General features: G+C 58.3%; 14 protein-coding genes. 2 read left to right on the top strand and 12 right to left on the bottom strand.

Going from position 1 to position 12,577, the window contains the following annotated elements; translation table 11 throughout:
• Window positions 1-17: 17 nt before the first annotated feature.
• From ACT6VE_RS20440 to ACT6VE_RS20420, 5 genes are all read right to left on the bottom strand, one after another.
• A complete protein-coding gene (locus ACT6VE_RS20440) occupies window positions 18-1,460 on the bottom strand; it encodes a multicopper oxidase family protein (protein ID WP_428411747.1) in 1,443 nt (480 codons plus the stop codon).
• A 92-nt stretch (window positions 1,461-1,552) separates the two neighbouring features.
• A complete protein-coding gene (locus tag ACT6VE_RS20435) occupies window positions 1,553-2,221 on the bottom strand; it encodes a methyltransferase family protein (RefSeq protein WP_444800276.1) in 669 nt (222 codons plus the stop codon).
• A gap of 2 nt (window positions 2,222-2,223) precedes the next feature.
• A complete protein-coding gene (locus ACT6VE_RS20430) occupies window positions 2,224-2,550 on the bottom strand; it encodes a DUF2933 domain-containing protein (RefSeq protein ID WP_092938613.1) in 327 nt (108 codons plus the stop codon).
• 130 nt (window positions 2,551-2,680) lie between these two features.
• On the bottom strand, window positions 2,681-2,980 hold the full coding sequence (locus ACT6VE_RS20425) for a DUF5676 family membrane protein (RefSeq protein WP_092938612.1): 300 nt from the start codon (window positions 2,978-2,980) through the stop codon (window positions 2,681-2,683).
• 171 nt (window positions 2,981-3,151) lie between these two features.
• Window positions 3,152-3,751 carry a hypothetical protein gene (locus ACT6VE_RS20420; protein WP_245292636.1) on the bottom strand — a complete coding sequence of 200 codons (600 nt, stop codon included), beginning with the start codon at window positions 3,749-3,751 and terminating at the stop codon, window positions 3,152-3,154.
• A gap of 84 nt (window positions 3,752-3,835) precedes the next feature.
• On the opposite strand from ACT6VE_RS20420, the gene ACT6VE_RS20415 reads away from it, so the two are divergent.
• Window positions 3,836-5,122, top strand: a complete 1,287-nt coding sequence (locus ACT6VE_RS20415) for a hypothetical protein (RefSeq protein WP_444800275.1) — start codon at window positions 3,836-3,838, stop codon at window positions 5,120-5,122.
• 628 nt (window positions 5,123-5,750) lie between these two features.
• On the opposite strand, the gene ACT6VE_RS20410 is transcribed toward ACT6VE_RS20415, so the two are convergent.
• From ACT6VE_RS20410 to ACT6VE_RS20380, 7 genes are all read right to left on the bottom strand, one after another.
• Entirely contained in the window at window positions 5,751-7,100 is a 1,350-nt protein-coding gene (locus ACT6VE_RS20410) for an adenylate/guanylate cyclase domain-containing protein (protein WP_444800274.1), read from the bottom strand.
• Between the two features lie 86 nt (window positions 7,101-7,186).
• Entirely contained in the window at window positions 7,187-7,471 is a 285-nt protein-coding gene (locus ACT6VE_RS20405) for a copper-binding protein (protein WP_444800273.1), read from the bottom strand.
• A gap of 24 nt (window positions 7,472-7,495) precedes the next feature.
• Window positions 7,496-7,972, bottom strand: coding sequence for a cupredoxin domain-containing protein (locus tag ACT6VE_RS20400; RefSeq protein WP_444800272.1), 477 nt, complete (start codon window positions 7,970-7,972; stop codon window positions 7,496-7,498).
• A 41-nt stretch (window positions 7,973-8,013) separates the two neighbouring features.
• The gene (locus ACT6VE_RS20395; RefSeq protein ID WP_444800271.1) at window positions 8,014-9,363 is read right to left on the bottom strand and encodes a multicopper oxidase family protein; all 1,350 of its coding nucleotides are present in this window, start codon (window positions 9,361-9,363) and stop codon (window positions 8,014-8,016) included.
• A 14-nt stretch (window positions 9,364-9,377) separates the two neighbouring features.
• Window positions 9,378-10,841 (bottom strand): TolC family protein, encoded by a 1,464-nt coding sequence (locus tag ACT6VE_RS20390; RefSeq protein ID WP_444800270.1) that lies wholly within the window; start codon window positions 10,839-10,841, stop codon window positions 9,378-9,380.
• Window positions 10,838-11,065, bottom strand: coding sequence for a hypothetical protein (locus tag ACT6VE_RS20385; RefSeq protein ID WP_092938688.1), 228 nt, complete (start codon window positions 11,063-11,065; stop codon window positions 10,838-10,840). Before ACT6VE_RS20385 ends, ACT6VE_RS20390 begins: the two co-directional genes overlap by 4 nt.
• A gap of 90 nt (window positions 11,066-11,155) precedes the next feature.
• A complete protein-coding gene (locus ACT6VE_RS20380) occupies window positions 11,156-11,536 on the bottom strand; it encodes a hypothetical protein (protein WP_444800269.1) in 381 nt (126 codons plus the stop codon).
• Between the two features lie 201 nt (window positions 11,537-11,737).
• On the opposite strand from ACT6VE_RS20380, the gene ACT6VE_RS20375 reads away from it, so the two are divergent.
• Window positions 11,738-12,190 (top strand): YqaA family protein, encoded by a 453-nt coding sequence (locus ACT6VE_RS20375; protein WP_444800268.1) that lies wholly within the window; start codon window positions 11,738-11,740, stop codon window positions 12,188-12,190.
• Window positions 12,191-12,577 lie beyond the last annotated feature (387 nt).

Here is a 12,577-nt window from a genome sequence, read left to right as displayed (position 1 = left end):
CGGCGACTGCAATTATCCTAAGCCTCATAGCCGAAGGTCGACATCATCCCTGTCGCCATGTGGTAGAGATGATGGCAGTGGAAGGCCCACTGGCCGGGATTTTCGGCATCGACGGCGATCGTCACAGAGCGCATCGGAGGAAGCAGAACGGTATCTCTCATCGCTCCTGCGAAGCGCTGGCCATCGATCGCGACTACCTGGAAATGATGGCCGTGCAGGTGCATTGGATGCGCCATCATGCTGGTGTTGCGCAGCGTCACTTCCACGCGGTCGCCCACATCCACCAGGATCGGTTCATTCGTCTTCAACCCCCAGCGGTAGGCGGCCATGTCGCCAGTTAACGCCATGTCGAACTTCTTGTCCGCCGGTCGGGATGGCAGTGACGCAACGGCGCGTAGTTTCGCCTCAAGCAGCAGATCCAGGACCGGGGCGTCGTCATCTCCCGCCGTCGCGATCTTGGCCACCGCCGCCCTGGCCGGACGCAGGATGATTCCGGTCCTTTCTCTGCTCCCCTCGCGCAGTGCCAGGATCGGGAAGGAGCGGGGTTCGCTCGGCAGCTGCAACCGGACGTCGATGCGCTGTCCCATTGTCATCGGAAATCGACGGCCTTTGACCGGCTCTATATCCTGACCATCGACCGCGATCAGCTCGCCTTCGAGTTCGCCGAAATCGATCGTGAACGCCGTCGCGGTCGCGCCGTTGATGATACGCACCCGCGCGCGGCCGCCAGCTTCCATGGAGACGACCTCGGGATCGTCCAGCGTGCGATCATTGGCCAGATAGGCGTCGTATTCGATGTCGTTGATGTCCATTGCGATGGCTTGGCCACCGTGGTTCATCCCAGCCATCGCATCCGTTTGCGCGCCCGCCATGCTCATCCCGCTGTGGTCCATCGACATGGCGGCGTCGATATTTTTGCCCTGCAACCGTGCCAGCAGTTCCTCCGGCGGCGAGAACGAGAAGTCGTGAAGGAGAATGACGATCTCCTGCTCATCCCTTTCATCATCGGCTGGATCGGCGACGATCAGCGGGGCGGCAAGAAGAGATTGCTCCTGCAGAGTGTGGGCATGCATCCAATGGGTGCCCGGCTTGCCGACCGGAAAGTTATAGCCACGTTGGGCTCCGGCGGCGATGAGCGGGAGCGGCGCGTCCGGCACGCCGTCGCTCGCCCAGGGCGGCGTCAGCCCGTGCCAATGCATGATCGTTGACTCGGCAGTCTCATTGCGGAGCAGGACATTGAAGGCATCACCCGCCCGCAACCGGAGGCCCGGCGTGCCGTCTGCCCGTTGGAGGCCGAAGACGCTGGCAGCCTTGCCGTTCACCTCGATCGTGCGGTGGATAATACCAAGCCGCATTTGGTCGCCCGACTGACCAGCGAAGGTCGGCCTTGGCGAGAACGCTGGCGCCGCAAGAACTGCGGCGCCAGTAAATGCGCTTTTAAGGAAATCTCGGCGCTTCATCATCGCCTCCTTCAGTTTCGAGCTCCGGAAATCTCGGAACTCAGGGTTTCATTTAGGACAACAAGGCCAACATTCGACCTGGCAGAGGGTGATCAATGTGTGCTGGGTCTGTCGGAAGCACCGAACAGCCTATTCAAGTGCGGGAAGAAGGCTGGCACCCGGGCGGCGTAGCGGTCGTATGCTTCGCCGTACTCCTTTCTTGCCTCGTGCTCTTCCACGAAGGAAAGCCGCACATACATCGCTACCAGGATCGGGAGCATCGCAAGGGTCAGCAATGTCGGCCACTGGACCAGGAAGCCCAGCATGACCAGAACGAAGCCGACGTATTGCGGGTGGCGGACATAGTCGTACGGGCCGCCAGTCGCGAGGCGGCCTTGACGCTGTGCTTCGTAGAGAATTCGCCATGCGGCCGAGATCAGCACGAATCCGCCACCAATCAGGATGAAACTAGCAATGTGGAACGGGCCGAAATGCGGATTCAGCCGCCATCCGAACATCATCTCCAGGAGATGACCACCATCATGCGACAACCAGTCGATTCCGGGGAACCGCGATTGAAGCCAACCTGAAAGCAGATAGATCGTCAGCGGAAAACCATACATCTCCGCGAACAGCGCCACCAAGAAGGCGCTGAACGCACCGAAGGAGCGCCAGTCACGGCCTGTTCGCGGCTTGAAGAAGCTGAAGGCGAACACGATGAAAACCGCCGAATTGACGATGACCAGGCCCCAGAGGCCATAGGCTTGAGATTGCTCGACCATGGTCACGCTCCTCTTCCGCGTGTCGGACCGTTTCGCGCGCTCGGCTCAGGCTTGTTCTGATGGCTATGTCCTCCGTGACCGCCGTGCCCCCTGTGGCCGCCATGCATGAACATGTGCAGCAGAGGACAGGCCAACAGCAGCAGGAAGGGAAGGAAACCGAGGGCATGCACCCGGTGCTCAGAGAGAAGGAAAAACGCGGCGATCAGCAGGAACGCAATCGTGACCAACCCCGCCTTCGAAGTCAAAAACCCATGCGGCCTTGGCTCAAGTTCGCGCTCCGGTTCATGCCCGGCCGGGTGATCAGCCGGATGTTGTGTATGCGGGTCCATGGATTGGGCTCCTTCCACTGGACAGTTGATAGAGATTGGTGCGCGGGGGCCTGGCGATTATCACGCCAGCCACAGCGAAAAATGCCGACGAAAACGTCCATGAATTGCCTGCAGGTATCATAAGCGATCCTCAACTTGACGGGCGCTGCTTCCCGGCGGCTGCGCTGGCGACGGCATTGTAGATCGAGGCGTACACCACACCCGCGACGAAGCCGACGAGTCCAAGGCCGACAACGCCGTAGAGAACACGACCAGCGCTCATCGGCGCAGTTGATTTGATCGCGCCAAGATCAAGCCCGTGGGTGAACGCGCTGAAGAAATCGAGTGTAGCGTTCGGCCAGAGCGCGAAAGTCAGAGCACACAACATGCTCAGAAGAGCGAGCGTAATGCCCATTGCGATGCCGACGGACAGTGTAATGAGCTTATTCATTGGGACTTCTCCACTTATTTGGCCCGTAATTCGGGCCGTTCGCACATCCGGTGATCGGTATGCGAGCAACTCGCTTCGCCGAACCAGGCGCCGCTTCGCGGATCATTGGTGGAATGACGAGCCTACTGGTTCTGTCAGCCAAACAGATCCGAGAACCACGATACCGCAGCTTCAGGCGAAGTTTGTGGAGGGAGTTTGTGGAGGTCGTAGAAGAGCCTCGGGATCGACGCCTGCTGCCAAGAGCTCGGCATCCACGATGCCGTATGCGGCGATTGCCTCCCGATCGAGAGTCTTGCATCCCCTGGCAGAGGAAACGGCCGTAGCGCAACAACTTGATCCGGCCGAGGGCACGCAATTCATGCTGCATTCTTGCCTGCAACCGTTTTGCTGGCTGTCCTGGTTCGTTGCGGCAACGCGGTTTGTCACTTGGTGTGAACCGCTGGCACGGTGCGCTGTACTGTCACCGGCAACACCGAAGTTGACAGCGATACCGGAAGCTTCTCCGGAAAGACCAGGTGAACTGCTGACCATCAGGCTGCCTGCGATCAGGACGATCGCGGCGAGCAGGAAGCGAAGGTGGGTCAGCGTGTGTTCCATTTTTATAGTATAAGGCATATCACGATAACCACTTTGATCCAAATCAAAGTCAGAACACGTGGAGCGACGTAAGTAGCTAAGCAATGTTTGGAGCCTGATTGTATCTCTGTTTTGACATTCTGAACGGTAAAGCTCGGAATATTTCACGAGTATCATCACGCGGCTGGATGACACGGAGTCTCGACAACAAGCAGTTAATGCAACAAGTTGCCACCGCTCTTCTTCAGGAGAATGGCCAACAGCAGGCGAGGACGAGACATGAACGTCAAGGATCCCGGTCTGGCAGAGGCCAGCCATTCCGCGACAGAACGGTTTAACCGGAATTGCTTCTGCATTACCCTCGACCGCGCCGCACTTGGGGCGGCGCTGGATCACGAGGCCGCCGACACCGGCTTCTATGAAGCTTTCATCAAGTCACGGTCGCATCTGTTTTCCAATGTCCCGGTCTTCCTCTCCAGGTCCGCCATAGCAGAGATGGGCGGGATTGTGGATGCCATTGAGGCAGCGACAAAATTGCCGGGCTACCGCGACACCGTCCTCGCCTGGGCCCCCGAAATCTCGCAACAGGATTTCGGCCCCGCTGGCGCGCTAATGGGTTACGATTTCCATCTCGATAGTGATGGTCCCAAGCTGATCGAAGTGAACACCAATGCCGGCGGTGCGTTTCTCAATGCGCTGCTGGCCAAAGCTCAGAAGGCCTGCTGCGCCGAACTCGAACAGGGGCTTCTAGTCGCCAGAGACGATGATTTCGAAACCAGGGTTGTTGCCATGTTCGGTGACGAATGGCGCCGCCAGCGCGGCGCCGGTTCGCCACGAAGAATCGCTATCGTCGATGATCGGCCTGAGGAGCAATATCTCTATCCTGAATTCGTGCTTGCCAGACAATTGTTGCTGAAGCACGGTATCGACGCCGTGATTGGCGACGCGAGCGAACTGCACTATGATGGCGGCAGGCTCCGGCTCGCCGGCCAAGAGATCGACCTCGTCTATAATCGCCTGGTCGATTTTGCGCTGGACCGCCCGCAGCATGCAGCACTCAGCGCGGCGTATCGAGACGGCTCGGTGGTGGTTACGCCCAGTCCGTATAACTATGCGCTTCTTGCGGCCAAGCGCAATCTGACACTGTTGTCCGATCCGGCCGCGCTGGAAGCCGTTGGGCTGTCTGCAGATATGCGCTTGCGTCTTGCCGGTGTTCCGCGGACCGTTCTGGTCACGCCCGACAATGCGGACTTTCTTTGGCGGTCTCGAAAGGACATGTTCTTCAAGCCATTCTCGGGCCATGGCAGCAAGGCCGTCTACCGCGGCGACAAGGTGACGAAAGGGGTGTGGGCCGAGATCGCCCGAGGTGGCTACGTGGCTCAAGCCTTTGCCGCACCCGGGCACCGCATGATCGAGATCGATGGAGCACCCGCATCGCGCAAGATGGACGTGCGGCTCTATACTTACGATGGCAAGATGCTGCTCTCGGCCGCTCGGCTTTACCAGGGCCAGACTACCAATTTCAGGACGCCAGGCGGCGGCTTTGCCCCGGTTCTGGTGGTATGACATACCGGATTTATTGGTGCTGACTACAAACAGGGGCTCGTCGAGCATCTGGTTTGCTTTGTTTTCGGTCGCGAAGCCTCCAATTTGGCGACTGGATGGCAAGATTAATCGTTGGCAAGTACAACACCGACCTGACCTTTAAGGATTTTGGCGGTGAGTACCGAGGCACGCGATTGTTGAAATCAACCACGGGCTAGCTGTGGACGTTACATCCAAACTGACGGACGAATTGCGGCGCATAGCAAATCTTCGACCGCCGCTCGCACATCTGTTATAAATAACGTCGCCTCGTTTGATTGGTGTTATACTGTTTTCTTCGCTTGCCTTGGGAGGGGTCAATGTGGAGCCGTGCGATCTTCCTACTTCCTGCCGCAGTTATCTCATCCGTGTTTGCGGCACAGGCCGCAGAACGGCCGCCATTTCACGTTTCGTATTTCCAGGACGACGTTACCGTCAATCTAACTGTGACATCGCTGCAGACATCGCTTGTCCGAGACTACGACTTCGATGTGACCGTCGGCCTGACCGAATTCGATAGCGCGGGATCGGTCAGGTACATCGACCGGGGAAGCCACGACGTTCGTGTGAAATGCGACGGCCTAGGCAAGGTCTTCATTGGTGGCGCGGTTTACGTTCCAACCAATGGTGTCGCCAGAAGCGACTGGAAAGAAGACCTCTGGAAATCGGTATGTATATCCCCGGTTTCATAGGCGGCAGTCGATGCGAGATCGGCAGCGCGACGAATGTAGGCGATGTTGAGCGACGCTTTCCTACCGGTGATATTGACGCCCTTTCTGTACACCCATTCATTGGCCCCAAACATATTCGGGACTTCTTCGATCATGCGCTCCGACACCACGAGTGGCGATTTCAAAATACTCGCCAGCGACTCGAGGCGTTGGGCGACGTTAACGGCGTCTCCGATCACGGTGAACTCGTCATGGAAGCCACTTTCAAGAACGCCGCCGAGAACCGTGCCATAGTGCAAGCCGATCCCCACATCCAAACGGGGGCCACCCTTGCCGATGTTGTCGTTGCGCCAGTCGTCGAGTGCCGCGGTCAAAGCCAACGCACACGCCAATGCTCGCTGCGCATCGTCCGCCTTCGGCCTCGGTTGCCCGAACACCGCCATCACGCCATCGCCGATAAACTTGTCCACAGTCCCGCCATAGGCGAACACAGTGCCGGCGACGATGTGCCGATACCCGCCGAGGACGCGGGCCAGCTCGGGTGCGGAAGCAGTTTCCGCATATGACGTGAAGTCGCGGATGTCGACAAACATGATCGCCGCGTCCCGCCGCTCAAGGTCTAGCCTGGCGCTGGCGGTTTGAAGATCGGCGACGACCCTTGGCGAGAAGAAACGCGACAGGTTCATTCGCTTCTCCTCGATCCTCAAAGCTTGCCTGATGGTTCGGTCGTGATCGCGAGCCAACAGATACACTGCCAGCGCGGTGAAAGCGAAACTCAACGTCAGACCGAGGTCCTGGTTGAAGAAGTTAGAGAGCATTGTCCCTGGGATGCTGGAGTGGTGACGAAGCGCCATCACGGCAAGCATCATTACCCATGCCGACACCACTATCGTCGAAAACAAGACGATCAGCCTCCGGTCGAGCTTTAGGGCGACGTGGTTCAGAAGGATGAAGGATACGACCAGGCTCGATGTCGTAAGATTGTGGTCTTCCGTGATCGGGCTAGCCAGAATGTGTTCATAGAGAACGACGACGACGAGTGCCGCATCGAGCATCACGAATGTGGTGCCGAGGTGCCTCTGTTTCGGGAAATAGACGGCCGCCGCGACAGATGCGACGCCCACGACCAGATAAACCAGACTCACGAAGACATGGGTCGTAAAACTGGCGAGGTCGTCGCCGAACACCAAGTTGGCGAAGAGGATTGCAAGGACGACAAACCGCAGCGAGGCCGACCGTATTTCCCGCGTCGACGCACTGCTGCTGAAGGGCGATGATTTTTGATTCATTGATCCAGGTCGGCACGATCGACAACTGTCGATCTGAAGGATGAGGTTGGACGGGCCGAGCGTTTGGAAGGCTCGGCCCGATCGCGTTACTTGATTTCCGTGACGGTCAGCTTGCCCTCGACGCGCTCGGCGACGAACTCGATGCTCGCGCCTTCCTTGAGTTTCTCCAGCATCGTCTCATCCTTGACGCGGAAGACCATGGTCATCGCTGGCATTTCCAGGTCCTTCAACTCTTCATGGATTAGGGTGACCTTCTTCGCCTTGGCGTCGACCTTCTTGACGGTGCCCTTGGTGAATTCGGCGGCAAACGCGCCGTAGGCTGTCACCACGGACAAAGCTGCGGCGAGAGCAAGTTTCAAAGCTAGGTTCATAAGTTCATTCCCTTTCTAGTGAGGTTACTTTGCCGAAACGGTCAGATCGCCGCGCATACCGGCGTCGTAGTGTCCCGGCTTCAGGCAAGCCAGTTCGAACGACCCGCCGTTAGTAAATTTCCAAATGATCTCCCCGGACTTGCCTGCGGCCAAACTGATGGCATTCGGATTGTCATGTTCCATCTCCGGGAACTTTTCCATGACGGCCTTATGCTCAAGGTTCGATTTTTGTTCATCGAGAATGAACTCATGATCAAGCTCGCCGACGTTCTTGATCGCAAAACGGACTGTCTTGCCCTTTTTGATTTCGAACTTATTGGGCACGAACAGCATTTTACCGTCGTCCGTTTCCTTCATCGTCACCCGGATTGTCTGCGTTACCTTGGATTTGTCGCCCGGCTCGCCGATTGCCATCGCGTTGTCGCCTCCGGAGTGCGTGCCATCTGCAAAGGCAGGGTTGGCGAGAACGGCGAGTATCAGTCCAAGTGTCAGTCTGTCCATTTCATTTTCCTTTGTATTGGTTTGGGAGGTGGTCTGCGCGATCAGCCGTGTTTCATCGATTTCGGCGTGATCTGCGTCCTTGCGTCCTTGGTCTTGATCGTGTCGGGCAATTCGCCCGTCCATTCCCAAGCCTGGGTTCCGGGCGGGTTTTCGTACCAGCCGGGATCGGTGTAATCGTCGGCCGCGATTCCCTCGCGAACCTTGACGACGGAGAACATGCCGCCCATTTCGATGGGGCCGTGTTTCCCCCAGCCCGTCATCATGGGGATCGTGTTCTCCGGAATTTCCATTTCCATCACGCCCATATCCGCCATGCCCGCTGTGCCCATGGGCATGTATTCGGGCCGGAGTTTACGAATTTTCTCGGTGACATCTTTTTTGTCGACGCCGATGAACGTCGGGACGTCATGGCCCATGGCGTTCATCGTGTGATGCGACTTGTGGCAATGGATCGCCCAGTCGCCGACGTACTTGGCGTCGAACTCGTAGGCCCGCATCGCGCCGACGGGAATGTCGATGCTGACCTCCGGCCAGCGGGCTTCCGGCCGCACCCAGCCCCCGTCCGTGCAGGTGACCTCGAAGTCGTAGCCGTGCATGTGGATCGGATGGTTCGTCATGGTCAGGTTGCCCACACGCACGCGGACGCGATCGTCTTTGGAGACGACGAGCGGACTGATGCCTGGGAAGATGCGGCTGTTCCAAGACCACAGGTTGAAGTCGGTCATCTCCATAATGCGCGGCACATACGCACCGGGTTCGATGTCATATGCGTTTATGAGGAAGGCAAAGTCCCGATCCACGGGCATAAACTTCGGGTCTTTGGGGTGAATGACGAACATTCCCATCATGCCCATCGCCATCTGCACCATCTCGTCGGAATGCGGGTGGTACATGAACGTGCCCGACTTCACGAGATCGAACTCGTAGACGAAAGTCTTCCCGACCGGGATGTGTGGTTGCGAAAGTCCCCCAACCCCATCCATTCCGGAAGGGAGAATCATTCCGTGCCAGTGGACGGTTGTATGCTCCGGAAGCTTGTTGGTGACGAAGATGCGGACGCGATCACCTTCGACCGCCTCGATGGTCGGACCAGGGGTCTGGCCGTTATAGCCCCAGAGGTTCGCTGTCATGCCTTCGGCCATCTCGCGCTCGACGGGCTCTGCAACGAGATGGAACTCCTTGACGCCGTTGTTCATGCGATGCGGTAGCGTCCAGCCGTTCAGGGTTACGACTGGGGTGTAGTCCGGTCCCGATGTGGGGCGGACAGGCGTCTGGGTGTCAGCGGATTCCATGATCGCGGCCTCAGGCAGGCCCATGTTGGAGGTCTTGGCCCAGGCGGCGGTCGATACCAGTGCGGCGCTTGCGCCAAGTATCTGTCTTCTGTTGAACATGTGTGTGTCCTTTCTTAGTGACCGCCGCCGCCGCTTTCGGCAGCCGCTGCGACTTCCGTCTCACCACCTGCTGCCCCCGCGCCGCCGCCATAAATGGCAGGCGCAAGATTGGCTTCGGCCAACCAGAAATCGCGTTTTGCGTTGACCGCCAGGAGGATCGAGTTGACCTTCTCCCGGCTGTCGGCGAGCAGTTCGAACGTGTTGGTGATCATGCCGTTGTAGGTGAGGAGGGATTCTTCCTCGATCTTGGTGCGCAGGGGCACGACGCTGTTGCGGTAATGACGGGCAATGTCGTAGTTCGAGCGATAGGCCTGGTAGGCGGACCTCGCCTCGGAACGAACGTTGACTGCTTTTTCCGCCAGCAAGTTCGCGGATCGCATATAGGCCAGTTCGCCCTTGCGCATCCGGGCCTTGCCGCTGTCGAAGATCGGGATGACGAACTCCAGCGCAACGTTGCCGGTCGTGTCGACGTTCTTCTCGCCGTCCTCCAGTTCCCGCTCGGTCTCGAACCCGGTCAGGATTTCGAGGTCGGTCACGTAGCGCGTCGCTTCCGTCAGGTTGTAGGACTTGGCCGTGGCGTCGAGATCGAGCTTGGCCATCTGCAGGTCAACGCGCCGTTGCAGGGCCTCCGCCTCGATCAGGTCTCGCTTGATCAAACCCTTCGGAAGCTGTGCCAGGCGATTGGGAATCTGGTAATCGGCGTCCGATCCCCAAAGCCCCATGAGCCGTGTCAGCTCTTCTTTCGCGAGCCGGGCCTCAAGCCTGGCCTTTGCCGTCTGACCCGCCAGTTCGGCATAGAATACGTGCTCGCGGGCCTGGCCGCCCTTGGTCAGCGCACCCGTTTCGCCGAGTTTTTGTGCAAGGTCCGAAGCAGCGTCTGCCGCAGCCTGCGCCTGGTTAAGTTGGGCGACCGTTTCCCACGAGGCAACGGCGGTGATCCACGCACGCCGGGTATCAGCGGCGAGTTGCAAGGTCTGCAGGGCTGCATTGAGCTGGGCCTTCCGGAACCCGGTATCGGCAATCTCGACATTCCGTTTATGAGTGGCGAGCGCCAGGAGGTTGGTAGCGATCACGCCTTCGACGGTTTTGTAAGCTTCAAGCCCTGGCGTGCCTATCCCGATCAATCCGACCTCGACTGTCGGGTTCACGAGCATGGTCGACTGCCACGCATCCGCAGCAGAGTCCCCGAGATCGGCATAGGCTGCCTGGAGGCCCTTGTTGTTGAGGAGGGCGACCTGCACCGCTGTCTCGACGTCGACGTTTTTCTTTGAGAGCAGGGTCTTCACGCGACCAGAGACCGCCTGGGCATCGTGTTGGTTCTGGATCCAGACGGTGTCTTTTCCAGTTGCCTCGACCGTCTTGGCGGAGACGGACGAAAACCCGGCGTTTGTGGCGGAATATTCCGCTGCGGAGACGCATCCGCCGAGAATGAGCGGTAGAGTGAGCACCGCCGCAAGTCTGACTTTGGTGATCGTCATGACGCGTCTCCTTCAGGAGCCTGTGCGTCGTTCTGGTTTCGCCACGGTTTTGGATCGACCGGGACGCGGTGCGTGTAGCCCGTAACGGGGCTTTGGTATCGGACGGGACGAACGTCGACCGGGAGGTCGGCAAGGTCGCCCGAAGCAATGACTTCAGGAGGCAACGTGGCAGCGCAACCGCTCACAAGGAGCGGCAAGGCAACCACCAGAAATATAGGTTTCATGGTGTAATCCGAATAGGAGATGGCTGCGGCGCAGTGGGCAATCACACCCACCTACGCACGTTCAGACCCGCAAGGACGGGCGTGTCCTATTCAGATATTCGGAGGGCGATGCAGCGGCACGAGTTCGCCGACGACACGATTGTCGTTGATGAATTTGCGGAGGGAATCCATCACGACGGGGCCAACGTCCACATCGGCGGTCGCGACAATCGCAAAACTCAAGCAGAAGTCTTTGCAGCACTCCTGCTTCGCAATTTTCTGCATGTCATCTGGATAAGCGCTTTCGTCTCCATGGACGTGGTCGCCGTTTGTCATCTCGTGGTGGTCGTCAGATGGGACGGTCGTCGATGTCGCTATCGACCCATGCATTGCTGCCGAAGCAGCAGGCAATGAGTATCCAGCCAGTGATGCGATGATCACCAACCGAAGCAGAACCAGCATTTTTGCCAATGTGATTCGATACATACCCATGCCCGAGGACTACCATCAGCCCGGAAGTTGTCAATTACGAGCTTCATCTAGCCGATGATTCGCGTCGATTATGTGGCGCTGCACAAGGAACATCCCACCGATGCACCACGAAGAAACCTTGTAGAGCTTCCAACGATGGCAAGGTCAACAGGACTTTAAAGGGGAGTGTGGAATTTATGGGGGATATGCGGGTTACATTCAGTGAGTAGCTTAACGGCCTATATCGGACTTTTCCTGGTTGCCTTCGGAGCGGCCACAGTCCTGCCGTTTCAGTCCGAACCGATCCTCATTGGCTTGCTCGTTTCGGGTAAATTCTCCGTGCCGGGTCTCCTCATCGTCGCAAGTGTCGGGAACATTCTGGGAGCAGTGTGCAATTGGGTCCTCGGCCGGTTCATTGATCGTTTTCAGCACAGGGCTTGGTTTCCGGTGAAGAAACCTTCGCTAGAAAGAGCCAGTGGTTGGTATCGGCGGTATGGCCGATGGTCGCTGCTATTGTCCTGGATGCCCCTGTTCGGGGATGCGCTGACGGTGATAGCCGGAGTATTGCGTGAGCCGCTGTGGTCCTTCTTGATACTCGTTACAGTCGCAAAGACCGGCCGCTATCTTGTCCTCGCGGCGCTGACGCTCGGGACAACCTCAGCCTTGGGGTTCTGAGGTATCAGACCCAGCGGAAACGGGAACATTCTTCTGGAACATGCGTTGAAGGCGAAAGGAATTGCGTCTCCAATGCCTCTGTTGAGCACATTTTACCGCCTGGTGCGAATTGCGGCCCTGTGCTTCATGGTGGTGAACCTCCACGGCGCGGCGGCTGGCCAATTCAGCGCCAATTACAATTGCCCGTCGATTACCGAGCCCGGCCACCGCAATCCAACATCCGTTCATCATGCCGGTTGCTGCACCAATCTGCACTGCTGCCCGATTCTGGCAGAGCCGCCGTGTGCCGATGCGAATGCAGTCGTCCCCCGACTGGTTACGCCGATCCTGAACGAACTTAGTCCGTTCCTGCTCGTGCGTGCACTCCATCCCCCTCCAAAGCTCCTA

It is taken from the genome of Shinella sp. (genome assembly GCF_052438155.1).
Lineage (GTDB): Bacteria > Pseudomonadota > Alphaproteobacteria > Rhizobiales > Rhizobiaceae > Shinella.
Note: the sequence above shows the minus strand (reverse complement) of the source record. Positions and strands in the feature narration are given on the sequence as shown.